This is a genomic window from Pontibacter ummariensis (assembly GCF_900188175.1).
Lineage (GTDB): Bacteria > Bacteroidota > Bacteroidia > Cytophagales > Hymenobacteraceae > Pontibacter > Pontibacter ummariensis.
The window spans coordinates 47203-70889 of record NZ_FZOQ01000029.1 but is presented as its reverse complement, the minus strand read 5'-3'; the positions used below and the strand labels follow the sequence as shown (position 1 = coordinate 70889).

The window sequence follows — 23687 nt, the reverse complement described above, 5'->3', positions numbered from 1 at the left end:
ACGGCCCCTGTTATCGCTGCCCCTGTCCTGCCGAAGGGAGCGCAAAGGTAGGCAAAGTTTCCCTAGAGGCAAGGCCCAAGGGAAGATCAGCGCTAACAAAAAGCTAAGTGGCTCAGGCAGTGGGGGATTATTTTCCCCGCCCCTCTCTTCTAAAGTAGGCGCTAAGGGTTAACAGCCAGAGGGCCGGTGGGAGTTCCTAATAGAAGGGCTTTTAAACAGCTTCCCCTACTTGCAGTTTTTCCTCCCGGCGCTGGAGAAAAACAGTAATTAAAATGCCTGGAGTTCCTATTAGTAAGAACGTTTAAGAGCACGGGAGCACCACTTGTATAAATGTTCTACCCTTTGCGGCTCTTGCTAAGCAGAGATAGATCAACAGCCTTTTCTAAGGGTTCTCCTTTGCTTTTCCCTAGTAAATATGCTCCTTTAGCTTTTCCAAGCGTTGGGGACTTAGGGGATACCTAAACCTCTTTCTTAAGTAAGGAACAAAAAACCGCCTGTAGCTAGACTATACCTGATGTCAGTGTACTTAATATTGTGCCAGCCCGGATTGGCGTACAACCCGGGCCTTGCCCTACATTCACGAATTCCTTCTCGAACGCCCCCTCCCGCACTTATTAACAAATATTATAAATCTTCCGGATTAAAGTAATCCAAGCAAAGCCTGCTGCCGTTTACAGGAAAGCTTATCAAGTATAAAAGGCTTTTCTTATATTTACTTTTACACTTAAACAAGAACTATGCAATACAGAAGATTTGGCCGCACAGGCTGGAACGTAAGCGAGGTTGGGTATGGCATGTGGGGCATGGCCGGATGGACAGGCTCTGATGAGGAACAATCTGACCGTGCTTTGGATATTGCCGTGGAAAACGGCTGCAACTTTTTTGATACAGCCTGGGGCTATGGAGCAGGGCTGAGCGAACAGATCCTGGGCCGCCTGCTGAAGCGACATACAGATAAGCGATTGTACGTGGCAACTAAAATCCCTCCCAAGAATTTTAAATGGCCTTCTAAACCAGACTACAAGCTGGAAGACTGCTTCCCGGCTGACCACATTATCGAGTATACGGAGAAAAGCCTTCAGAACCTGGGCGTAGAAACAATAGACCTACAGCAATTCCACGTGTGGGAAGATGCCTGGGCAAACAACGAAGAATGGCAGCGGGCCGTGGAGAAGCTAAAGGCGGATGGAAAGATACAGCACATGGGGGTGAGTGTGAACCGCTGGGAGCCAGAAAACGTACTGGAGACGCTACGCACTGGCCACATCAGCAGCGTGCAGGTGATCTACAACATCTTTGACCAGGCCCCGGAAGACAAGCTGTTCCCACTTTGCGAGAAGCTGGACGTGGGTATTATTGCCCGTGTACCTTTTGATGAAGGTACTCTTACTGGTAACATCACCAAAGACACGACTTTCCCGGAGGATGACTGGCGCAGCACTTACTTTGTGCCTGAAAACCTGAACTCCAGCGTAGAGCATGCCGACAGGTTGAAACCTTTGGTACCGAAAGGAATGACGATGGCAGAGATGGCACTTCGCTTTATCCTGAGCAACCCAAGCATTGGCACGACCATACCGGGCATGCGGAAGGAAAACCACGTGAAGTCGAATCTAAGTACAAGTGACGGCAAGGGCCTTCCGAAAGACCTAGTCGACGAGTTGAAGCAGCACCGCTGGGACCGTGAACCAACCGAATGGTCGCAGTAAGAAGCCAGGCCATCACAACACATCCTACAGCTGATGTGACCGTACATGAATAAAAGCACTCGGAGCCCTAACCAGTTAAGAAGGTTAGGGCTCTTTGTGTAACAGCGCCCTGACACGTAAATCACAAATGCCAGAGATACAAGACACCATCATCATCGGAGGCGGCCAAAGTGCTTTAGCCTGCGCTTATTTTCTCCGAAAGACAAACCTCTCTTACCTCCTGCTCGATGACAGGCCGGAGCCGGGCGGGGCCTGGCTCAAAAGCTGGACTCCCTCCGTCTCTTCTCTCCTGCCGAGTTCAGCAGCCTGCCGGGTTGATTGATGCCCAGAAGTGAAAAATCCAGTAGTAGACACACTTATGCGCGCATATTACCTTTTTCTTAAAGAGAATTTTAAGCCCGTAATCTTCGGCTGGTTGCTTACCTTTTTCTCCAGCTACGGACAGACTTTTTATATATCGCTTTTTGTACCTGCCATACTGGAACAATTCAACCTGTCAAAGTCCGTTTTCGGCGGTTATTATGCCGTTGCTACAGTTATTGCCGCTTTGTTTCTGCTACAGTTCGGCTACTTAGTCGATAACCGACCACTCAAGCCTCTTACTTCCAAAGTTATCCTGCTACTGCTTGCCGCCAGTGTGGGTTTAGGCTTAGCCTCTCATGGCTTCATGGTTTTCCTGGCCCTGATCGGGCTTCGCCTGGGAGGCCAGGGCATGATGAGCCACATCAGCTCCAGCGTCATGTCCCGCTACTTCACAGCAGATCGGGGGAAAGCCTTGAGCATTTCCACCATGGGCTATCCCATGGGAGAGGCTTTTTTTCCGTTATTCATAGGCTTCCTTCTCTCCTATTGGCAATGGCAAAATGCGCTCATTGCCTCCTCCACCGTCCTGCTTTTCCTCTTCCTGGTTATCCGGCAGTTAAACTTGCAGGCATACGACGTTCCAAGGCATAAAAAAGACCGGCCGCAAGGAGAGAAATGGCAGTTCTTCCGGGTGATGGTGATGGAAAAAGCATTCTGGGTGCTGATACCGGCTGTGTTTATGTTCAGCTTTATTGCCACCGGTATTTTCTTTTTCCAGTATGTGCTGGCAGAAGAAAGGGGCTGGCCCCTGGATTGGTACGCCATGTGCTTTTCTGGCTATGCCGTGGTACGCTTCCTCTGTTCGTTCTACGGCGGTATCCTCACTGATAAATTCTCTGCCTCTAAGTTATTTCCCTTTTACCTTCTTCCGCTCATTCTTGGACTGTTAGCCTTGGCAGGCATTGCCGGTAAAGTTGCGGCTCTTGTGTTTTTACTGCTAACAGGCATTACCGCAGGGGTGAGCAGCATCTTTCAATCCGCGGTTATAGCAGAACTTTATGGGGTAGAACGAATCGGACAGGTGCGGAGCCTCTTCTCCATGATCTCCGTCTTGAGTACGGCGCTTGCACCGGTAACTTTTGGCTTTCTGCTGGACCATGCCATCACACTTAGCCAGATCGCACTGGGTTGTGCCCTTGTACTGGTGCTTGCTTCACTTAACAGCTTACGTATCAAGTCTGTAAGGCACTTACAAAACGTATAGGCTTTAGTTCTACTGCTACTGGCTCTTTTCTACGCCTCATAACATTCAATTATCCGTTTCTGCCTGCTATTGCTTACATTTGAGGCTTTAAGAAGAAACGGAGACACCAGCTGCAGCCTTTACAGGCTTTTAGAAGGTCTTATTTTACACCCAACATACATGGAATTAACGATTACCTGCAAGCCCTTTGCAGGGCTTACACCCTTTGAACTTTACGAGATGCTCCGCCTCCGGAGTGATGTTTTTGTAGTAGAACAGAACTGTGTGTTTCTGGACCAAGACAACCTGGACCAGATGTGCTACCACTTGTTAGTGTACAAAGGCGATGCCCTGGAAGCAACTGCTCGTTTAGTACCGCCGGGCCTCTCTTACCCCGAAATGTCTATTGGCAGGATTGTAACCAGTTCAAGGGTCAGAGGAACGGGCGTGGGGAAAAAACTGGTAGACCGGGCTGTAGCCGAGTGCCATCACCTGTTTGGGGTGGGGCCTATTAAAATAGGCGCACAGCTGTATGCTAAAAAGTTTTATGAGGCGTTTGGCTTTGTGCAGTCCAGCGACGTGTATGACGAGGACGGTATTGACCATATCAAAATGATACGGGCATAAAGGAGCTTTAAGCCTAACCGTAAATGTTCCCCTCAGTTCTTAAGCAAGATCAGGCGCCTACTATATGACAAGTCCCTCCTCCCAACCCAATTCGGAAATCCTGCAGGACCTTGTGAAGATGAAGATGCCCTTCGGCAAGTATAAAGGAACGATACTGTGCCAGCTGCCGGTGTCTTACCTCGAGTGGTTTTGCAGGGAAGGCTTTCCACCCGGTAAGCTCGGCATGCAACTGGCTACCATCTATGAGATTAAGATTAATGGGCTGGACTACTTGTTGGAGCCACTGAAGCGGCAAGCAAGGAACAGGTAGCAGTTTTTTGCGAATGAGCGTAAGAATGTTCTTTTAAAATTCCAACAGTTGGCACTGCTATAGCTCGTTGCTAACATTTCACATCGCCGGCTGGGCCTTAATCGCTGTTGAGCGCCCCTACCCCAGCAGTAGAGCGCAAAGACCAACACGGTGAAAAAGGCTGTAACTAAAGCCGTGGATAAGCATGCACTACGCCAGCCTAGGCAGAACAATTCTATTCACACTAAAAAGGAGAAGGTCTTCCTGCTAAATGGAAGACCTTCTCCTTTTTACTATTTATAAATGCGGCTCTTACAGGTTCATTTTCTTCATCTCACTAACCGCATGATCCACAGCACGAGCTGTTAATGCCATATAAGTTAAAGAAGGGTTCTGCGTAGCAGTGGAAGTCATACAGGCGCCGTCTGTAACAAACACGTTCTTACAGGCGTGCAACTGATTCCACTCGTTCAACAGGGAAGTTTTCGGGTCTTTGCCCATGCGTACACCGCCCATCTCATGGATGTCCAGCCCCGGGGCCTGCTTCGAGTCGCTGGTACGGATGTTCGTGAAGCCAGCGTGCGTGAACATCTCCGTCATCTGCTCAAAGTAGTCTTTGACCATCTTCTCATCGTTCTCGTCATAATCCATGGAGATCTTAAGCTGCGGCATCCCAAAGGCGTCCTTCTTCGACTTGTCGAGGGCTACGTAGTTGCTTTCCTTCGGAATCGTCTCCCCCATCATGTGAGAGCCGACAGACCAGCCACCCAATTTAGGGTTTAGCAGGCTTGCCTTCAAATCTCCTCCTAACCCACTTTGGTCTGCATGGCTCTTACGATTGGCGTTGAACCCGGCAGCGTAGCCCCTCAGGAAGTCTGTCTCCTGCTTGTGCACGTTACGGAAGCGCGGAATATAAGGGCTGTTCGGACGGCGTCCATCAGTGGTTGAATCCAGGTCGCCATCATAGTCGGCAGATATCCGGGCCCGATAGTTATGGAAAGCTACGTACTTACCCATCAACCCATTGTCGTTGCCTAAGCCTTGCTGAAAACGGTTAGACGTAGAGTTCAGCAGGATCAGGTTTGTGTTTAGAGCAGCGGCATTTACAAAGATGATGCGGGCATAGAACTCCAGTTCCTCCTTGGTGTTCGCGTCGATCACGCGCACGCCCGTTGCCTTTCCTTTCTGCTCGTCATAAATGATGGAATGCACCACTGAGTCAGGACGCAGGGTCATGTTGCCAGTTTTAGCGGCCCATGGCAAGGTAGAGGCATTGCTGCTGAAGTAGCCACCAAAAGGGCAGCCACGCTCGCAAATGGTGCGGTGCTGGCACTGTGCCCGCCCTTGTTCCAGGTGTATCGGTTGCGGCTTGGTGATGTGCGCACAGCGGCCCATGATCACCTGCCGGTCTTTGTACTTCTTGGCTACCTGTGCCTGGAAGTGGCTTTCCACACAGTTCATTTCGTGTGCCGGCAGAAACTCCCCATCCGGTAATTGTGGAATACCGTCTTTGTTACCAGAGATACCCGCAAATTTTTCCACATAGCTATACCAAGGAGCCAGGTCTTTATAGCGAATAGGCCAGTCAACGGCAAAACCATCGCGGGCAGGGCCTTCAAAATCAAAGTCGCTCCAGCGCTGGGTCTGGCGTGCCCACAGCAAAGACTTTCCTCCCACCTGATAGCCGCGGATCCAGTCAAAAGGTTTTTCCTGCACGTAAGGGTGCTCCGCATCCTTCACAAAGAAGTGCTCCGTACCTTCATAAAAAGCATAGCACTTGCTAACGATCGGGTTCTGTTGTTTTACCTGAAAAGGCAGCTGCCCGCGGTGCGGAAACTCCCAGGGATTCATAGAGGTAGTAGGGTAATCCTTGATGTGCCTTACATCCTTGCCCCGCTCTAACACCAGTGTCTTTAAGCCTTTTTCGGTCAGTTCTTTCGCTGCCCAGCCACCGCTGATGCCAGAGCCAATCACAATGGCATCATAGGTCATGTCTTTTACTGCATCTATTGCAAAATTTGCCATATCTTAAGAAAGGGATTTTTCATTAACCGGAACACAACCATAGTAATGGCCAGGGATTGCCTCGTACTTGACAAGGTTTGTCATCACGTACTCGCTGTTCATGTAGCCTCGCACCGTGAGCCCTTTCACCAAGGAATAGAACTCCTTCTGTTCTTCCTCTTTGGCGTTCTCCATTTTTCGTAGCACTTCTATCCGCTCCTCGCCAGTGCAGGCCCCAAAAGACTTGCTGAAGGATTTATCCGCAAGCTCCTCTACCGTATCCAGGCCTTTTACCAGGTTCTCCTGCACCTTGGGTTCGTAACAGTCCGTCACCATTTGCTGCACAAAACTGTGCACGTTCAGTTCCTTGGCTCCTGGGGTATCTGTTGCTGGAATAATGGTATCTACGACTTCAGCCAAAAGCTCTTCCTGGCTGGGTGACAAAGAAGTACCGACAGCTTTGGCAGTTGCTTTCTTGCTACCAAAGTCGCAGGCCGGGAGCACTGCCAGGCCCACAACGGCCCAAGCCATGTTCTTAAGCAGAACTCGTCTTTTCATAAGGTAAACTGGTATAAAAAAGGGTGATGCAAAATCTCAGCGCTTTGCCGTAGCAGGTAACAAGTAAAGACGCACTACGTCTATTAAAAGCGATTTTTTAAAATAATAGTTCGTAGACCGCCACTAAGCCTTACACAAAAGTGAGTAATGGCTGACTTCTACCGGTATATGCTCAAACGAACGTACATATTACTCATTTTTTTGCAGCTTCCCAAATCACCGTTTTGCGTGGCCTATCAAAGAATATAGACCTAAAAGCAGGAACAAGTTACAGGTCAGTGTTATACCTCTCTTTCAGAAAAAGCAGTACATAAAGCTCATGCTGCTAAAGCCTAACATAGCAAGGCTACTTCAGGGCCTCGAAGGTGTACTTGGCATCGGACCAGAATTCGTCTAGGGCAATGATCCGGGGCTTGAAAAATGAGATAAGGGCTGGCCAGTCCTCTTTGTTGAACACGTTAACCCCCGGCAGTTCTTTCTGTATGCTGCTGATTACCCTGCCGTACTCATCGGTGGTATGCAGTAACCAGTCCCACTCCTCTCCCATGTACCCGTGCAGCACATTTTTCAGTTCTTCAAACTGCTCAAAGAACAAAGCCTGGATTTCAGGGTCAGGGTGTGTAAGCTCAATTGCGATAGAGGCCTGCTTCTTCTCTGCCCGCATCCGGAAATACACGTCCTTGAGTCCTGTTTTATAATTCGACCAGTTGATTTTCAGTCCTTCGGCAGAGGGCTGTGGCGCAATATACTGCCCAAAGGCAGTCCAGAAGGCCTGCCGTAGCTGCGATGCTTCTTCTCTTGTGTACATAGTAGCGTTTTACGAGGAATGCCTAAACAAAAAGAACTATAAAAGCACAGACGTATCTTCTTCCACCTCCCGTTTGTTGGCCCGGTAGCGGACAGTGCTCTTCCCAACGACCAGAATAAAAAGCCCTGTCAGCGTGCAAAGACTCATCACGCTGACCATGGGCAGTGCCGTGCCACTGTGTAAAATACTCACCACAGCGGAGGCCAGGCCACCCATGGCCATCCTGAAGCTACCCAGTAAGGCCGCTGCACTGCCTGTGTGCTTTGTAAAAGGTGCCAACGACAGGGCCGAGGCATTTGGGTTAGTAAGTCCCTGCCCCGTCAGGAAGATGAACATGAGCAAGATAAGGCTGTAGAGGCCAAACCAGCCCTGCCACACCCCGACAACCAACAGTATACCTACCACATTCTGATACAGTAGGGTCGCGTATACCACCTGCTGACTTCTAAAGCGCTTCAGGAGAACATGGTTCAGTTGTGTTGAGCCGATCATCGCAAAAGCCAGAAAGGCAAAGATCCAGCCGTACTCCTTCTCACTGACGTGGTATATGTTGATAAAAACATCCGACGAACCCGCGATGTAGGCAAAAGGGGCCGCTGTGGCAATGCCACCCGCTAACACATAAATCAGGAACTGCGGCTGCTTCAGTACGATGAGGAAGTTGCCTAGCACGGGTTTGGGCTTTAGCGAGATAGAAGGGTCTGCCTGCTTCCCCTCTGGTAACGCAACGTACACCCCCAACATGATAAGGACTGTGATGCCTGCCAGGATCAAAAAAACGGCATGCCAGCCAAACTCTGCTGTTACATACCCCCCTAAGGTAGGCGCGATCATGGGTGAGACCGCTATCACCAGGGTCAGCAATGAGAAGGCCTGAGCGGTTTTATCTACCGGGAAAATATCACGCACCAGCGCCTGCGCTGCCACCATGCCGGCGCAGCCTCCAACGGCCTGCAAAAAGCGCATGGCTATCAGCGAGTCGGCCGAGTTTACGAAGGCACAACCCAGGGAGGCAAGAATGTAAACAACCAGGCCGATATACAGCGGTGTTTTTCTTCCGTAGCGGTCCAGCAAGGGCCCGTAAAGCAACTGGCCAGCCGAAATGCCAATCAGGTAACTTGTCAGCGACAGCTGTACTTGGGAGATCGTCGTGTTAAGGTCTTTTGCAATAGCCGGGAAGCCCGGCAGGTACATATCTATAGCAAATGGACTGATTGTAGAAAGCGCTCCTAAAATCAGAACAATAATGAAGTACTGTTTCCGCGTCATAACTTTAATTAAGGGGCAAAGATAATACTACGCACCGTAACAATTCCGGAGACACCCGTTTTCTCATATAAGAGGCATTAATTACGGGACAGATAGCTATCGCTAACCGAGGGAGGTTTTTTACAAAGGGAAGGAGGAGTTAGCGCATGCCAGTAGCGGTACTTCCCCCATAAACCTGATACAAAAGGAAACGTTAAAGTAGCCATGCCACCGGATAGCAACAGCTAAAGTCCGGCTTAATTAATTTAATACGACAGGCTAGATATGGACATAAAAGTAAAACACGACCAGGAATACCAACAGTTTACCGTCGATTTGGGCACGCAGAACGCCGAGCTGGCCTATGCCAAGCCGTCCTCCGACGTTTTAAATTTTACCCACACTTTTGTACCTGCACCAGCAAGAGGAAAAGGCCTGGCAAATGAGCTTATTGAAGCAGGCTTAAACTTTGCCCGGGAAAACAACTTCCAGGTCATCGCCTCCTGTCCTGTGGTTGCCCGGTACATTCGCGAGCACGATACCTACCAAGACTTACTCGCCAAGTAAGCCTTATAAGGTTAAAGGGGATGGGGCCTAGCTGTTTGCTAGGCCCCATCCCCTTTAACAAAGCAAATACCTTATCTTGCTTATCTAAATAAAGGCGTCTAGCAGCAGCACCCCTAACAGGCCCATCACCGAAACAATGGTTTCCATGATCGACCAGGTGGCCAATGTCTGCGGGATGGTGAGATTAAAGTACTCTTTAAAGATCCAGAAGCCAGGATCGTTTACGTGTGAGAACATGAGGCTGCCCGCCCCAATGGTCAGCACCATCAACTCTGGGCTTACCCCTGTAGAGCCAACCAGAGGCAATGCAATGCCAGCAGCCGTGATGGCCGCCACGGTAGCGGAGCCCAGGCACACACGCAACAGCGCTGCAATAAACCAGGCTAAAAACAGCGGCGACAACTGCGTATCCTCCACGAGCGAGATGATCGCGTTGCCCACACCGCTATCCACCAGTACCTGTTTCAGGGCCCCTCCTCCCCCAATGATCAACAGAATCATGGCAATGCCCGCAATGGAGTCTGTTACTGTTTTCATGACCTCACTCATCGGCTTGCCCCGGTTCAGACCCAGGGTAAAGATGGCTACCAGTACAGAGATGAGCAGGGCAATAACCGGGTCCCCGATAAACTCAAACACCTGCCTTAGCGGAGAGGTGATCGGCAGCAGAAGCGACAGGATCGCGGCTGTGGCCATGAGCAGAATAGGCACCAGTGCTGTGAAGATACTGACACCATAACCCGGCATCTCCGCTTCCGAAAACTGCTTCTGGGTAAACAGGTTTTGAGGGGGCTCTGTTTTGTAGCGCTTTAGCATACGACTGAACAGGGGGCCGGCGATTACAATGGTAGGCACGGCTAAGCACAACCCATAAAGCAAGGTAAGGGTAATGTCTGCCTCAAAGATAACGGCAATCGCTGTGGGCCCGGGGTGTGGGGGCAGAAATCCGTGTGTAACAGACAGCGCCGCCGCCATTGGAACGCCTACATAAAGCAGAGGCAGGCCGGCAGAGGAGGCCACAGCAAACACCAAGGGGATAAGAATCACAAAGCCAGCCGTATAGAACATGGGCAGGCCCACAATGAAACCCGTCAGCACCATAGCCCATTGCAAGTTATTTTTACCAAAGCGCCTGATCAGGCCATAGGTAATCCGCTGTGCCGCTCCACTCTCCGATATCAGGTTGCCCAGCATCGCGCCAAAGCCAAGAATGAGCACCAGGGAGCCGAGCGTGTCCCCTACTCCTTTCTGTACCGATTCCAGCGCATCCTTCACGGGCATCCCCTCGGCGATACCCACCCCTAAGGCTACCAAGATGAGGGCTAGAAAGGCATTCAGTCTGAACGCAAGAATCAGGATAAGCAGGACAATAACTCCTGCGACAACAATGAGTAGCGGCATAGGTAAAGGGTTTATGGTACCTCTAAAGCCCGCGCCAACAGTGGCAAAAGCCCTGGCACCTGCTATAGATAAAATTAGCCTGAGTTAGTTATCCCAAACAGCTGACTGTTCAGATAAGCATAATTTGTTATGAACACGAAGCCAATCATGCCGCCGCCCCTACCATTCAGTAAATTTTTGGAAAGTGTCCTTTAGTTTGGGGTAAAGCTCCTCAAACAAAGTATAATTATGCATGTACTGCTGGTGCACCGCTTGGTCAGGTACAAACGTCTGGGTAACTGTGATCATCTGCTCCGCTTCCTCCAGGTTTTCAATCATCCCCAGTGCGTACATACCCAGCACGGCAGCCCCAAACGCAGAGCCCTCCGGTGTCTCGGTCAGCATTACTTTTTTGTTAAAAACATCCGCCAGCATTTGTACCCACATGGCAGACTTCGAAAAACCTCCGTTGGCATAAATAGCATCAATAGGACCTACCGTTTGCTCAAGGGCCTTGCCGACGCTGTATACCCCAAAGATTACGCCCTCCATCATAGCCCGGAGGAAGTGCTCACGGGTGTGGTTATAATGCGCCCCAATGAAGCATCCGCGGGCTGAGGCATCCCAGATAGGCGAACGTTCTCCTAGCAGGTAGGGCAGGCACAAGAGCCCATCCGACCCGGGCGGGATAGCAGCTGCCTTCTCTGCCATCAGGTCGTAGGGGTCGATTTCGTTTCGCCTCGCTTCTGCCGCCTCAAGGGCATAGAAGTTGTCCCGGAACCAGCGCAGAATTACTCCACCGTTGTTTACCGCCCCCCCTAACACGTAGTGCTCTGGGGTAAGGATGTAGCTGAAGATGCGCTCCAGTTGGTCTGTAGCAGGCTTATCGGACGTTACCCGGATGGCGCCACTCGTACCAATCGTGACGACACCATGCCCTGCCTGCACAGCATTCGAGCCTAAGTTCGCCAGGCATCCGTCACTTGCTCCTATTACAAAAGGCACTGAGGCAGGTATGCTCAGTTTCAGGGCATACGCCGGCTTCAGAGAGCGGAAACTATAGGTAGGAGGCACAGGCTCCGGTAGTACGTCTGCCGTTACGCCGGCCACCTCCAGTGCTTCCGGGTACCAGTCTAGGGTAAAGATATTGAAAAGGCCGGTGGCAGAGGCAATCGAGTAGTCCACTTTATACTCTCCGAAGAGCTTAAAGAAAACGTACTCTTTGATTCCGATGAATTTCGCTGTTTTCTCGAACGTAGCCGGATGCTTCTCCCGGAGCCAGGCCAGTTTAACCAAAGGGGACATGGGATGAATGGGAGTGCCCGTTTGCAGGTAAATATCCAGGCCTTTGGGGGTCCCTCGCAGGGCATTGGCCTGTGCCTTGCTCCGGGTGTCAGCCCAGATAATGCAGTTGGTCAGCCTGCTACCCTCCCCATCCATCGCGATAAGGCTGTGCATCGCACTGCTAAAGCTTACCCCCTTTAGGCTGTACTCACCTTCCACTACCAGGGTACTAACCGTTTTTAAAGCCTTTAAGACTGCTTCAAACACCTGGTCCGGGTCCTGTTCCGCCATCTCCGGGTCGGTACTTAGTATAGGGTACTCGACGGCGTACTGAAACAGCGGCTTTCCAGCCACACCAAAGGCTACTGCTTTTGTACTGGTTGTCCCAATGTCTACACCAATAATAGCTTGCTGTTTCATGTAAGTTTAGTACGAGAGACAGGCTTGTGTATGTTCAAAAGATTTTGGAGCCCGTAGCCCTGGTTCGAGTATAAATATAGCACTATATTGAAAAATAGCTCTATAACCTTCTGGAAAAAAGCGCAAAGCCTGTCTGGCAACAGGACAGCCCCTTACAGAAATAAACACAGTCAATAATTTGCGGCAGGTGCTAGATCTCCCACCAGCATTCTACGTATTACCTGCGCTGGTCTAAGCCTTGCCCTGATGCCGACACACGTACACCTCCCATTCCGGCTGCATCTTGCGATGTTCCCCATCGTGTGGCTCCTGCTGTTCATGCAGGAAGAGACAAAGGCTTTTCCCCTTCCTCCTAGTGAGCAGAGCAAACAGCTAACAAAAAGGCAATGCCCTAGCCTGATGCCCTTCGTGCAGGAGGGTAACAGATCAGGGACAGTACCTGGACCGGAATGCAGCTCTATCGCCTTTTACCCTGCCAGCCCCGCCGCTTACTCCGCCATGGCCCTTATGCTAGCGGAGACAGTTTTTACACCCCCGGCGCTGCGCTCCCGCAACTTCTCCTGCATCGTTCCCAAAGGCCCTTAGCAGTTTCCCTTCTTGTGAAGCCGTATCATTTAGTAGCACATTCTCATGCTACCTGCTCTGCTATATACACGCTTCTGTGTACCTACTCCTGCTGCTGTGGAACGATGCAACTCCTAAATCCCAACCCGATGAATTACTTAACTCTTTTTGCCGTACTGACTTTTCTGTCGATGCTGACTGTGTACTTCCGGTACGAGGATCGCCGGAATCAGAAAAAACATAAGCCGTAGCGTCAAAGGTCTTCGGAACCTGTCGTTCCGAAGACCTTTGACATGTCAGGGCCGCTCCTGCCTATCCTGCAGCGGTTACAGTACACCCCTGTTTTTCCTATGAAGAATGTGGATAAAGTGTGTATATGCAACAAGCTTTCTCCTGCCTCCCTGTGCCTACGCTCACATAAACACCTGTTAACTAATAAGTTTTAATTAAAAGACTTATGCACAAGTATTACAAACGTGTAATATTTGTCCACACCCGTATTCCGAGTATGTTAATTACCTATTTTTGTAAACATCCTATCACCCTTAAAAGCAGGTAACGTGAAAAAGACGGACATTAAATCAAGTACACACCGAGGAGAAATCATTCGGGATGCCATTAAGGCGAGTGGTGTTGCAGTGGGTATAGTGGCAGAGAAATTGGGCATCAGCCGTAAAACACTTTACAATAAGTTTAAGGAGTCCAGCATTCCCTACAGCTTTATTCTAAAGCTGGGAGAAGTTATCCACCACGACTTTTCACAGGAATTCCCGCATCTGAGTAAAACTGTAAAGAAAGAGTTGCCCAAGGCACCTTCTAGCTCTAGCAGTAACTTGCTGCTCCCCTTCGACGGAGAGCCACAGGAGACAGCCTACAGGCCTAACAACACGAAGGAATACGAGCAGGAGCTGGTTACGCTACAGCGCAAATACATTACCCTGTTGGAAAAGTTTAACGACCTGTTGCTGAAAACAGCCCAATAGGAGACAGCGCAAATGCTGTTTCCCGTTACAGCCATGGGCTGCTCTTTACGCCCATGGCTTTTCTTTTCACAGTGCTGTTACAGTTGGGCTTACACAGAAGGCACGGGCAACTGACGCTAAATGCATAAAGCTAGTCCGCAATCAGTTCGTCCTGCACTTCCAGGTCAAGGCTACGCCGGGTGCCGGTAATAAAAGTCGCAACAGCCTTATCATTATCGTACAGGGTCAGGATGTTGTCGGAAAGCCGGTAAGCATCCACCCTTTCCAACACGCGCATCAGCTTGTTTTCCATCTCCATATCAGGACAAGCCACTTCTGTAGCGCTCAGGTCCGCCAGCTCCAGGGTCTGTGCCTCCGGATTCTCGGTATAACTACCCGAGAACTTGTTGCAGCCTGTAAAACCGTGCACATCGTTCTCGTTTTCCTGAAACCGGATATAAGCCGTACGTGTACCTAAGTTGGTGGGCACCTCCAAGCCCTCCAGGGACATAAGCATCCAATAGGCATCTCTTATGGTGTAGACCTCCGATGCCAGGTTCTGGTTTTTCACGGTACAGGAACTGCCTAATAATACTGTTAACAGAAAGGCGGTAAGTATATAGCTTAACTGTTTCATGGTTGTTGTTTTCGTGCTTGTGCAGAAGCAGGTTGCTTTGCCCCTGCCCTTTGCTTTACGAAGGCCTATGGGTTAGGGTACAGCACAAAAAAAGCCTGCCGTTCTGACGGCAGGCTTTTTTTCAATTATTTCGGTCGTTATTTATCCGCGGTACTCACCACGACCATAACTCCTGATTGGGGACCTGTACGAGTAGTCCGGTCCAGACCTGTCATCGCGTCTTTCGCGGCGGCTGTAACGGTCTCCGTCACTGTTTTCCTGATCGCTTAAGTAAGAGCGGTTGTTGCTGTAGAGCCCAGTAGCATAGTTATCCTCCCGGTCCACGTCCTGTATACGCCCACTGTAGCGGTAGTCTTCCCTGTCTGTATCATCATCGCTTTGATAGCGGCCCGAATATCGGTTGGAGTCACTTGGGTCAAAGTTATTGTCCCAACGGGTGTGGTCCCAGGCAGAGCGGTCAAAGTACTGATCTTCGGTACCGATGTTGTAACTTCTGCGGTCATTGGGATGCCACGTTCTCTTCCCCTGATCTGAGTCATACGAGCTTCTGCTTCGGCCCAAGGACTCAAAGCGCCTACCCCGTCTGCCATTTTCGTAGTTACTGTCCTCCCGGGTAAAGCCGTCTCTGTCACTGCTTGCACTGTCGTCTGAACTGCGCCAGCCTGTGCCTCTCGTGCGCTCATAGCCGCCATTGCGGTCGTAGCCCATGTAAGGGTTCGGATCGCCATAGCGATAATGGTCTTCGTTCTCGTTTCTGTTACTTCCGCTGTAGCCACCTCTGCCACCAGCGCCACCTACGGCTGGCCCGCTACTGCCAAAGTCTGTTCTACCAGTGCTCCGCACGTTCCTGTACGCTGCGTTCTCATCGCGCATGCCATAGTAATTGCCACCGCTGCTGTAGCGGCTTCGGTAGGTATCCAAATCGCCGCCGCGGCTACTGTTGTTATAGCTGTTGCTTCTACTGTAGTCGTTCGTACTATTGTAATTGTTATAGCGGTTATCGTTGTTGTACAGCTGCTCATTAAATTCGTCGCTGTAGTCTCTGTTCCGGTAGTCGCGGTCGTAATATCTGCTGTCTCTTTCCATAGTTATTGGTTTTAGGTTTAAATTCGTTTCGTTACCTGTATTAACGGACCTGAGCCGTCAACGTTTGTCCTGCCCTTAAAAACCAAAGCTTCCTAACCACCTAAACCAGCTCTTTGAATTCAGCACAAGATGCTTGCTCCGCTGTAGCAATTCAGAACTACTCTTTATGAGCTGGAGCAACGACACGCTCGTCGAGATAAAGAAGCCGTTTATCTATTTCATTAGGTGATAAAGAAAGGGTTTAATACATTTCGCTTATAAAGTGTTTCACAAAACACTACCTATAAGGCCATTTCCAATCTATGAAGAAATTAACTACTGCGCTGGGACTTTTCGCGCTGCTTGCACTCTCCCCTCATGCCGAAGCAGCAAAGGCGCCAGAACTTACCTATTATGTAAACCTGAACGACCGCGCCGATGACCGCTTCAAGGTGCGCCTGGAGGTGAAGGGCCTGAAAAATGAAAACAACGTTTTTCAGTTTGCCGCCACAGCACCAGGCACTTACCAGACCATGGACATTGGTCGCTTTGTGCATGACTTCAAGGCCTATGACAAAAAAGGCCGTGAGCTGGAAGTAAAGCAGATCAGCACGAACCAATGGCAGCTGAGCCAACCTAAAAAGGTGCGCAAAATCACTTACCAGATAGCCGAAACGTGGGATACACCGGTAGAGGAGAATCGGGTGTATGCGATGTGCGGTACTTCCCTGGAGCCGGACCATGCACTCATTAACGGACAGGGCGTGTTCGGCTATATCCAAGGCTTACAGGCACAGCCCTTCCGCATTCAGCTGGCCTATCCACAGGAATGGTTGGTAGGCACCGCGCTTAGCAAAGACGCAAAAGGATACTACACGGCCAACAACTACGATCATGCCGTTGACTCCCCCATTCTGGCTGGCACCCTGACGAAGGCTGCAACAGATTATAACGGAACCACCATCGACATTTACACCTACTCTAAAACAGGCAAAATTCAGTCCGAAGACCTGCTGCAGAACATGACCTCCATGTTGGAGGCGGCAAACAAGTTTGTGGTAGACTTTCCGGTGGACCGTTACACGTTCCTGTACCACTTCGAGGACGAGTCGTGGGGTGCCTGGGAGCACTCTTACAGCTCCGAGTACGTGATGAAGGAACAGGACCTGACACCTGCCTATGCGCAGCATGTGACAGATATCGCCGCCCATGAGTTTTTCCATGTGATCACGCCGCTCAACATCCACAGTGAGGTCATCGAGCAGTTCAACTTCGTGAAGCCGACGCCTTCGCAACACCTGTGGCTGTACGAGGGCACCACCGAGTGGGCTTCGGACATGATGCAGCTGCGCGGAGGCCTGATGGACTTGCCCGCTTACCTGAAGGACTTGAGCCGCAAGCTGGCCTATGACGACCAGATGGACAAGAACTATAGCCTGCTAAAACTCGCCCTCACTTCTTACACCCCTGAAGGGCAAAAGCAATACGGCAACATCTACAACCGTGGCGCTTTAACTGCCGCTCTCCTCGACATCCGCCTGCTGGAATTGTCTGGTGGCAAGCGCGGATTGCGTGAGGTGGTTAACGAACTATCGAAAGAGTATGGCCCTAGCAAGGCCTTCCCTGAGAAGGATTTCTTCGAAATATTCACAGCTAAGACCTATCCCGAGATAGGGGATTTCTTCAACCGCTACATCAAAAACGCAGAACCGCTACCTGTAGCAGAATACTACAGTAAGCTAGGCATCCAGTACACTGCTGCGAAGAGCACTGGCAACAAGATAAAAGGCCTGGGCTATGGTTTATCGGTGCCGGATGGCAGGCTTCGCATAGCCAAGGTAGAAGCCGAAATGCAGGAAGCTGGCCTTCGTGACATGGATGCCCTCCTGGCCCTGAACGGGACCACCCTTACCTTGCAGAACGCGACCCAGGTGCTGGGCCAGCTGCATAACCTCCAGCCCGGCGATCGCTATACCTTAACGATAGAGCGCGACGGGAAAAAGCAGGAGGTCATTTGCAAGGTACAGGAGAAAGAAGAAGTACTAAAGCACCTGTTTGAGCTGGACCAGCAGGCAACGCCGCAACAAGTAGCCTTGCGGAACAGCTGGATGAAAAACATGTAAGTAGAGTTTGTTGTTTGTTTATACTTCTTATTGAGCCCCCTGTACTCTCTGGTGCAGGGGTTTTCTTTTTTAGGGCAATGGAACAAGCAGTTGCTCGTTGTCGTTACTGTGGCACATTTGCAAACCTTATGCTAAAGAAATCGCCCCTGGCTCCTGTGTTAGCCCTTGTGCTCTTACTTACCGCCGCTTTTATTTCCAGCCCTGCACAGTCGCAAGGCACTACGCGCATTGCCTTTGGGTCCTGCAACAGCCAGGATGAGCCACAGCCACTCTGGCCCAGCATTAATGCTACACAGCCAGACCTGTGGGTTTGGTTAGGGGATAATATCTACGCCGACACCCACAGCATGGACACCCTGGCAAGCAAGTACAACAGACAGCTACAACAGCCCGGCTATCAGGAACTGCTGAAACATACACCTGTTACCGGTACCTGGGATGACCACGATTTCGGTTACAATGATGCGGGCGGCGAGTTTGCCTGGAAAGCGCAAAGCCAGCAACTCTTCCTGGACTTTATGGGAGTACCGAAAGACGCCCCTGTACGAAAGCAGGAGGGCATTTACCGCAGCTATACGATAGGGGAAGGCGAGCAGAAAGTAAAGGTACTGCTGTTAGACGAACGCTATCACCGCGATAGCTTTAACAAGATGTTTGGGCTTTATTTGCCGAACTGGAAGGGCAAAGTACTGCATGAAGCACAATGGCAATGGCTGGAACAAGAGCTAACCAACAGCGACGCCAGCGTACACCTCATTGTAAGTGGCATGCAGGTGCTACCAACCGGCCATGCCTATACCAACCTGTCAGCCTACCCCAATACCCGCAAGCGTTTGCTCGCATTGTTAGAGAAAACAAAGCCTGCCATCCCCATCATCCTGTCAGGTGACAGGCACGTAGGCGAGCTAGGTAAAATTAGCTTAGAAGGCTACAAATACCCTCTCTACGAAATCACCTCCAGTGGCATGACGCATCATCGGAAAGCCAGCAGCAAAGGTAATCCTTACCGCATTGGAGAGCAGGTAGGAACGCTAAACTTTGGTGTGCTGGATATCAGTTGGGGAAAAGATAACACAGCCATTACCATGCAGATCAGAGGGAAAGGCAACAAAGTGCTACTGGAAAAGCAGGTGATTTATGAGAAGAAGGAGCAAGCGGTTAGTGCCATGCAGTAACCATTTCCCTGCTCAAAAGAGCTGAGGGCAATGAAGAGAGATTGAGTTGAAAGCATAAAAAAGGGAGCTGCCAGATTCTGGCAGCTCCCTTTTTTGTTAGACTCCTTCGAAAAATATTAGTTACTCATGGTCGTAGGAACAGTTCCGTCAACCTTCTCCTGTGCTTTGTACTTGTTCTCGAACTTCTCGTACAGGTACTTCTGCTTATTGTTCAGATCAATCTTACGCCCCTGAATAAAGGCCTGGGTTACATCGTTCGTGCGCATGTCCAGCAAGTCGCCAGTAGATACCACTAACGTCGCATCTTTACCCACCTCTACAGAGCCTGTCTGCTTGTCGATGCCTAGGATCCTGGCCGTGTTCAGCGATACAGCAGCCAATGCCTGCTCTTTGTCCAGTCCATAGGCAGCGGCCGTACCGGCAATAAAGGGCAGGTTACGGATACCATGGATCGCTAGGTCATAGTCCAGCGCGAAAGGCACACCGGCTTTATACAGCAGGTAAGGCGTTTTATACGGCATGTCCACGTCCTCCTCGGCACGGGAAGGCAGGGCATGTACGCCGGAGTAAATCACTGATACGTTATTGGCTTTCAGGAAATCCGCCACCACGACAGCATCACGGGCACCTACCACCACAATATCCTTCACCCCGTACTTTTTCGCGAAAGTTACCCCCTCCACGATCTCCTTACCATAGTTGGCGTGGATGTACAGCTTTTTTGAGCCGTCGAACAGACCAGTCATCGAGGCGAGCTTCAGGTTCTCGTTATCCTGCTTCCCGGCCTTGTATACGGCGGCATCGCGCAGCAAGGCACCTAGTTCCGTTAGCGTCTGCTCGCGCTGCTCTGCCATTCTCTTGAGCCTGGCGTCATTGCGGCTGTTGCCAGTTTCCACCAACATGTAAGGCCAGTTCAGGTGAATGCCTTCATCCGCTTTCAGCACGGCATCCTCCCAGTTCCAGGCGTCCAGTTGCACAATGGAAGAGGACCCGGAGATAGTGCCCCCCACCGGTGTTACCTGCGTCATCAGTACGCCATTGGCACGTATGGTAGGGATAATGTCCGAATCCGTGTTATAGGCGATAAGGGAGCGCACGTTCGGGTTAAACTCCCCTACCTCGTTCCAGTCGATGGTGGCGCGCACGCTTTCCACCTCGTTCAGACCAAGGGCAGAATTGGGCTGAATCAGGCCAGGGTAAATATGCTGTCCTGTTACGTCCACTACTTCATAGCCACTCAGGTTTGCCCCGTTCTGCGGCCCGGCATAGGTAATCTTGCCCTTGTCAAATCCTACCGCGGCATTCTCTACCACTGTACCGTTGCCTACGTGCAGGGTGGCCCCTTTCAGTAGCACGGGCTTGCTTTGCTTAGGCGCCGGTGCAGGGACCTGTGCCAATACAGGTACACTTAGCAGCAGTGCCACGAAAGCTGAAATATATTTTCTATTGATCTTCATGATGTTGATTGTTGAATTGCTGAATGCTTAACCGCTTGCAAAGGACTATTAACTGTTAAGCTCTTTCTCCTTCCATAAATTAATAAGCAAAGTAGCTTTCTTCCGCATCCTGCTCCACTTCCTCGCAGTGCAGCACGCGCACTTTCTTGCTCACCGGAGCCTGTGTTTTAGCACCGCCCTCTTTGGCATGAAGCATCTTCTGCACCAGGCGCACACGCTCCTTCTCCAGTTCTTCGCGCAGCTGCTCGTCGCGCTCCAGGTCGTAGTAAGCAACACCGTCCACGAAAGTCTTCAGCGGTTTGGCATAGATCGAAAGCGGGTTCTCATTCCATAGCACCACGTCAGCGTCTTTGCCTTCTTTAAGGCTACCCATTCTGTCGTCCAGGTGCAGGAGCTTGGCCGGGTTCAGGGTCACCATTTTCAGGGCTTCTTCCTCGCTCATGCCCGTATACTTCACGGACTTGGCTGCTTCCTGGTTCAGACGACGGGCCATTTCCGCATCATCCGAGTTGATGGCTGTTACCACGCCTACCTGGTTCATAATGCCTGCGTTGTACGGGATGGCATCTTTCACCTCCATCTTGTAGGCCCACCAGTCAGCGAACGTAGAGCCGCCCACGCCGTGCTCCTTCATCTTATCGGCTACCTTATAACCTTCCAGGATGTGCGTGAAGGTGTTTACTTTAAAGCCCATCTCTTCGGCCACTTTCATCATCATGTTGATCTCTGACTGCACGTAAGAGTGGCAGGTGATAAAGCGCTCGTCGTTCAGGATCTCTACCAGCGCCTCCAACTCCAGGTCACGACGTGGGGCCGGCGTTTTGGCCTTCTCACGCTTGCTCAGCTTATTATAGGCTTTCCAGTTTTGCTCATACTCTTTGGCACGCGTAAAGGCATCTACATACACCTGCTCCACTCCCATTCTGGACTGTGGGAAACGGATGCTGTGCTCGCGGCTGCGGTTGGAGTGCTTCACGTTCTCGCCCAGGGCAAACTTGATGAACTTCGCGTCTTTGATCAGCATCTCATCGGCGCTCTTGCCCCAACGGAGCTTTACCACAGCCGACTGCCCACCCACCGGGTTGGCAGAGCCATGCAATAGCTGTGAGGTGGTAACACCGCCTGCTAACTGGCGATAGATATTGATATCCTCCGGGTCAACGACGTCAGACATACGCACCTCAGCGGTAACGGACTGCGTGCCTTCGTTCACGCCGTCCAGGGCAATGTGGGAGTGCTCGTCGATGATGCCTGGCGTTACGTGCTTGCCGGTTCCGTCAATCACGCGGGCACCCGACTCGCTCAGGTTCTTGCCTACTTTAGCGATTTTGCCATTCTTCAGCAACACGTCTGCGTTCTCCAGCTTGCCTTCTTTCTCGTTCGTCCAGACAGTAGCATTCTTGATCAGCACTGTTTCCTGTTTTGGCAGTTCTGCCTGCCCAAAGGCCTGAAAAGGATAGATCATGTTTCCAAGCGCTACAGCCTCTTTCGCCTCTTCTTTCTTCTGCTTCTCTGTTGTCGCCTCCGCAAAAGCAGCCTCCCATTTCACAGTAGAAGCATCCGGTAGCTGGCCTTCGCCCTGCAGGTTCTTCCCAGCAGCCCAACCGCTCAGGCGGATCGTCTCGTTACTTTTCTTGTCCTTCTCAAAAGAGATCGTCACCAGGTTACCGTTGAAAGATATCTTGCCTTTCACGGTGTCCTGCGCGATCACCTTCAGCTCTGGCTTTTCCAACGAGCCAGACACCAGAAGCCTACGTGCTGGCTGCCCGTCCATTTTCAGGGTGTACACCCCGCGGTAGTCAGCCGGCACCTCCGTAATCTTATATTGGTTGCCCTGCACCCAGTTCTCCAGGATGATGTTATCCTTCGCAAACAGGTTGTCGCTGGTAATGATAAAGTTGGCCAGCATGCCTTTGTTCAGGCTACCCACCTTGTTTTCCACGTGAAGCAATTGCGCAGGCGTAGCTGTGAGAGCTTTCAAGGCTTCCTCTTCGGACAGGCCGTACTGCACCGCTTTGCGCAGGTTAGGCAGGAAATCTTTCTTGTCTTTCAGATCAGAAGCGGTAAAGGCGATGGTCACTCCTGCTTTTTGCAGCATAGCCGCATTGGCAGGGGCCATTTCCCAGTGCTTCATGTCCTCTAAGGATACACGACGGGCATCAAACGGATCTTCCACGTTATAGGCATCCGGGAAATTAAGCGACAGGATGATCGGGGCCTTAGTCGCCTTTACCTGCTGTAGGGCCTGGTACTCATCACCGGCGCCTTTAATGATGTACTGCTTTCCGAACTCGTCACCTACTTTATCGGCACGTAGTACGTTCAGCTTGTTGTCTACTTCAAAAATCTGCGGATACTTGTTAGCCTCAGCAAAAGCCTTTAGGGAGATGTTCTGCTCTTTCCCCGGGTTCTGGGCATTCCACTGGGCATCCAGGTAGGTCTGGCGCAACAGGGCAACGGCCCCCATCAAAGAGTTAGGGTAGTCCTGCTTCGAAGAGCCCCTGTCAAACGAAAGCGCACCTGCAGCCTTGTCCAGCAACACAACTTCGTTCTCACGCTTGTCGGCTAGTGTTACGAGGGCAGCTGTACCACGGGCAATCCCATCACGGTGCACCGCAAGCACAGTCCCGAAACCGAGCTTGCGCAGCTCTTCGGCCTTCTTCTTATCTACCGTAAAAAGCTCTACGGCATTCGTTTCCGGACGAATTGCCTGGTTCCAGTTATAAGCACCCTGCTTCTCCGACTCGGGTTGAGGAGGCGAGCCGTAGCCTCTGCGCTCTTCTTTCACCTCTGGCAGGCCGTAGTCGGTGAACATGTCCACCAGGCCCGGGTAAATATGCTTGCCTTTGGCATCTACCACCACAGCCCCTGCCGGCACTTTTACGCCAGCGCCAACTTCTACTACCTTTCCGTTACGGATAAGCAGTGTTGCGTTGGGCAGGGTGGTTTTGTAATCAGTGTGAATGGTGGCGTTGGTGAGCGCCACCAGCCCGGAGCGCTCATCATACACTCCGTTGCGCGGAAAAGTCTCCTGCGCCATTACACTGCCCGCACTGAGGGCCAGGCAGGCTGCAATGGTAAAGATTTTTTTCATCAGGTGTTATTAAGGTGATTGGTATAAAGTTAGATATCCAAATGTAGTGATGTCCTAACATAGAATCCAACCATAACTTTATTTTTCTTGCCTTTGCAGCATCTGTAGTTACTGTGACCGCTATATGCTATATTTAGTTTCTTTAAGGTGTGTACTTACTAGCTGAAAGC

At 50.9% G+C, this 23687-nt stretch carries 20 protein-coding genes; 10 read left to right on the top strand and 10 right to left on the bottom strand.

The genetic code is table 11. The features are described from left to right. Positions 1 to 737 precede the first annotated feature (737 nt). From CHB92_RS22030 to CHB92_RS22010, 5 genes are all read left to right on the top strand, one after another. The gene (locus CHB92_RS22030; RefSeq protein ID WP_089321406.1) at positions 738 to 1709 is read left to right on the top strand and encodes an aldo/keto reductase; all 972 of its coding nucleotides are present in this window, start codon (positions 738 to 740) and stop codon (positions 1707 to 1709) included. 127 nt (positions 1710 to 1836) lie between these two features. Beyond that, positions 1837 to 2031 (top strand): NAD(P)-binding protein, encoded by a 195-nt coding sequence (locus CHB92_RS22025; RefSeq protein WP_245842810.1) that lies wholly within the window; start codon positions 1837 to 1839, stop codon positions 2029 to 2031. A gap of 36 nt (positions 2032 to 2067) precedes the next feature. After that, the gene (locus tag CHB92_RS22020) at positions 2068 to 3276 is read left to right on the top strand and encodes an MFS transporter (RefSeq protein ID WP_089321405.1); all 1209 of its coding nucleotides are present in this window, start codon (positions 2068 to 2070) and stop codon (positions 3274 to 3276) included. A gap of 159 nt (positions 3277 to 3435) precedes the next feature. After that, the gene (locus CHB92_RS22015; RefSeq protein WP_089321404.1) at positions 3436 to 3882 is read left to right on the top strand and encodes a GNAT family N-acetyltransferase; all 447 of its coding nucleotides are present in this window, start codon (positions 3436 to 3438) and stop codon (positions 3880 to 3882) included. 64 nt (positions 3883 to 3946) lie between these two features. Then, on the top strand, positions 3947 to 4192 hold the full coding sequence (locus CHB92_RS22010) for a DUF3820 family protein (protein ID WP_089321403.1): 246 nt from the start codon (positions 3947 to 3949) through the stop codon (positions 4190 to 4192). Between the two features lie 291 nt (positions 4193 to 4483). On the opposite strand, the gene CHB92_RS22005 is transcribed toward CHB92_RS22010, so the two are convergent. The 4 genes from CHB92_RS22005 to CHB92_RS21990 form a co-directional block, all read right to left on the bottom strand. Beyond that, positions 4484 to 6196 (bottom strand): GMC oxidoreductase, encoded by a 1713-nt coding sequence (locus CHB92_RS22005; RefSeq protein WP_089321402.1) that lies wholly within the window; start codon positions 6194 to 6196, stop codon positions 4484 to 4486. 3 nt (positions 6197 to 6199) lie between these two features. After that, positions 6200 to 6733: a gluconate 2-dehydrogenase subunit 3 family protein gene (locus CHB92_RS22000; RefSeq protein WP_245842809.1), complete on the bottom strand. Its 534-nt coding sequence runs from the start codon at positions 6731 to 6733 to the stop codon at positions 6200 to 6202. 346 nt (positions 6734 to 7079) lie between these two features. After that, positions 7080 to 7541: a DUF4268 domain-containing protein gene (locus CHB92_RS21995; protein ID WP_089321400.1), complete on the bottom strand. Its 462-nt coding sequence runs from the start codon at positions 7539 to 7541 to the stop codon at positions 7080 to 7082. Positions 7542 to 7577: 36 nt separating this feature from the next. Next, entirely contained in the window at positions 7578 to 8810 is a 1233-nt protein-coding gene (locus CHB92_RS21990) for a multidrug effflux MFS transporter (protein WP_089321399.1), read from the bottom strand. 264 nt (positions 8811 to 9074) lie between these two features. Here CHB92_RS21990 and CHB92_RS21985 point away from each other — a divergent pair, with 264 nt between their 5' ends. Continuing rightward, complete coding sequence (locus CHB92_RS21985) at positions 9075 to 9356, top strand: GNAT family N-acetyltransferase (protein ID WP_089321398.1); 282 nt, start codon at positions 9075 to 9077, stop codon at positions 9354 to 9356. An 84-nt stretch (positions 9357 to 9440) separates the two neighbouring features. Here CHB92_RS21985 and CHB92_RS21980 read toward each other — a convergent pair whose 3' ends face one another. Together CHB92_RS21980 and CHB92_RS21975 are read right to left on the bottom strand one after the other, a co-directional pair. Further along, positions 9441 to 10757, bottom strand: coding sequence for a gluconate:H+ symporter (locus CHB92_RS21980; protein ID WP_089321397.1), 1317 nt, complete (start codon positions 10755 to 10757; stop codon positions 9441 to 9443). A gap of 159 nt (positions 10758 to 10916) precedes the next feature. Next, positions 10917 to 12440: a gluconokinase gene (locus CHB92_RS21975; RefSeq protein ID WP_089321396.1), complete on the bottom strand. Its 1524-nt coding sequence runs from the start codon at positions 12438 to 12440 to the stop codon at positions 10917 to 10919. Positions 12441 to 12686: 246 nt separating this feature from the next. Between CHB92_RS21975 and CHB92_RS21970 the strand changes: the two genes are divergently transcribed. Continuing rightward, positions 12687 to 13025, top strand: coding sequence for a hypothetical protein (locus CHB92_RS21970; protein ID WP_089321395.1), 339 nt, complete (start codon positions 12687 to 12689; stop codon positions 13023 to 13025). Positions 13026 to 13564: 539 nt separating this feature from the next. Continuing rightward, positions 13565 to 13987, top strand: coding sequence for a helix-turn-helix domain-containing protein (locus CHB92_RS21965; RefSeq protein WP_179223131.1), 423 nt, complete (start codon positions 13565 to 13567; stop codon positions 13985 to 13987). A gap of 130 nt (positions 13988 to 14117) precedes the next feature. Here the strand turns inward: CHB92_RS21965 and CHB92_RS21960 are convergent, their stop codons facing one another. Continuing rightward, positions 14118 to 14603 carry an META domain-containing protein gene (locus CHB92_RS21960; RefSeq protein WP_089321393.1) on the bottom strand — a complete coding sequence of 162 codons (486 nt, stop codon included), beginning with the start codon at positions 14601 to 14603 and terminating at the stop codon, positions 14118 to 14120. Positions 14604 to 14744: 141 nt separating this feature from the next. After that, positions 14745 to 15689 (bottom strand): hypothetical protein, encoded by a 945-nt coding sequence (locus tag CHB92_RS21955; RefSeq protein ID WP_089321392.1) that lies wholly within the window; start codon positions 15687 to 15689, stop codon positions 14745 to 14747. Positions 15690 to 15991: 302 nt separating this feature from the next. On the opposite strand from CHB92_RS21955, the gene CHB92_RS21950 reads away from it, so the two are divergent. Together CHB92_RS21950 and CHB92_RS21945 are read left to right on the top strand one after the other, a co-directional pair. Next, the gene (locus CHB92_RS21950; RefSeq protein ID WP_089321391.1) at positions 15992 to 17791 is read left to right on the top strand and encodes a M61 family metallopeptidase; all 1800 of its coding nucleotides are present in this window, start codon (positions 15992 to 15994) and stop codon (positions 17789 to 17791) included. Between the two features lie 128 nt (positions 17792 to 17919). Then, the gene (locus tag CHB92_RS21945) at positions 17920 to 18966 is read left to right on the top strand and encodes an alkaline phosphatase D family protein (protein WP_179223130.1); all 1047 of its coding nucleotides are present in this window, start codon (positions 17920 to 17922) and stop codon (positions 18964 to 18966) included. Between the two features lie 116 nt (positions 18967 to 19082). On the opposite strand, the gene CHB92_RS21940 is transcribed toward CHB92_RS21945, so the two are convergent. Together CHB92_RS21940 and CHB92_RS21935 are read right to left on the bottom strand one after the other, a co-directional pair. Then, positions 19083 to 20423, bottom strand: a complete 1341-nt coding sequence (locus tag CHB92_RS21940; protein WP_089321389.1) for an amidohydrolase family protein — start codon at positions 20421 to 20423, stop codon at positions 19083 to 19085. Positions 20424 to 20502: 79 nt separating this feature from the next. Further along, complete coding sequence (locus CHB92_RS21935) at positions 20503 to 23517, bottom strand: amidohydrolase family protein (RefSeq protein ID WP_089321388.1); 3015 nt, start codon at positions 23515 to 23517, stop codon at positions 20503 to 20505. Positions 23518 to 23687 lie beyond the last annotated feature (170 nt).

Coding starts and splice junctions, on each gene's coding strand:
- CHB92_RS22030 (WP_089321406.1), top strand. CDS start 738: ATGCAATACAGAAGATTTGGCCGCACAGGCTGGAACGTAAGCGAGGTT.
- CHB92_RS22025 (WP_245842810.1), top strand. CDS start 1,837: ATGCCAGAGATACAAGACACCATCATCATCGGAGGCGGCCAAAGTGCT.
- CHB92_RS22020 (WP_089321405.1), top strand. CDS start 2,068: ATGCGCGCATATTACCTTTTTCTTAAAGAGAATTTTAAGCCCGTAATC.
- CHB92_RS22015 (WP_089321404.1), top strand. CDS start 3,436: ATGGAATTAACGATTACCTGCAAGCCCTTTGCAGGGCTTACACCCTTT.
- CHB92_RS22010 (WP_089321403.1), top strand. CDS start 3,947: ATGACAAGTCCCTCCTCCCAACCCAATTCGGAAATCCTGCAGGACCTT.
- CHB92_RS22005 (WP_089321402.1), bottom strand. CDS start 6,196: ATGGCAAATTTTGCAATAGATGCAGTAAAAGACATGACCTATGATGCC.
- CHB92_RS22000 (WP_245842809.1), bottom strand. CDS start 6,733: ATGAAAAGACGAGTTCTGCTTAAGAACATGGCTTGGGCCGTTGTGGGC.
- CHB92_RS21995 (WP_089321400.1), bottom strand. CDS start 7,541: ATGTACACAAGAGAAGAAGCATCGCAGCTACGGCAGGCCTTCTGGACT.
- CHB92_RS21990 (WP_089321399.1), bottom strand. CDS start 8,810: ATGACGCGGAAACAGTACTTCATTATTGTTCTGATTTTAGGAGCGCTT.
- CHB92_RS21985 (WP_089321398.1), top strand. CDS start 9,075: ATGGACATAAAAGTAAAACACGACCAGGAATACCAACAGTTTACCGTC.
- CHB92_RS21980 (WP_089321397.1), bottom strand. CDS start 10,757: ATGCCGCTACTCATTGTTGTCGCAGGAGTTATTGTCCTGCTTATCCTG.
- CHB92_RS21975 (WP_089321396.1), bottom strand. CDS start 12,440: ATGAAACAGCAAGCTATTATTGGTGTAGACATTGGGACAACCAGTACA.
- CHB92_RS21970 (WP_089321395.1), top strand. CDS start 12,687: ATGCCGACACACGTACACCTCCCATTCCGGCTGCATCTTGCGATGTTC.
- CHB92_RS21960 (WP_089321393.1), bottom strand. CDS start 14,603: ATGAAACAGTTAAGCTATATACTTACCGCCTTTCTGTTAACAGTATTA.
- CHB92_RS21955 (WP_089321392.1), bottom strand. CDS start 15,689: ATGGAAAGAGACAGCAGATATTACGACCGCGACTACCGGAACAGAGAC.
- CHB92_RS21950 (WP_089321391.1), top strand. CDS start 15,992: ATGAAGAAATTAACTACTGCGCTGGGACTTTTCGCGCTGCTTGCACTC.
- CHB92_RS21945 (WP_179223130.1), top strand. CDS start 17,920: ATGCTAAAGAAATCGCCCCTGGCTCCTGTGTTAGCCCTTGTGCTCTTA.
- CHB92_RS21940 (WP_089321389.1), bottom strand. CDS start 20,423: ATGAAGATCAATAGAAAATATATTTCAGCTTTCGTGGCACTGCTGCTA.
- CHB92_RS21935 (WP_089321388.1), bottom strand. CDS start 23,517: ATGAAAAAAATCTTTACCATTGCAGCCTGCCTGGCCCTCAGTGCGGGC.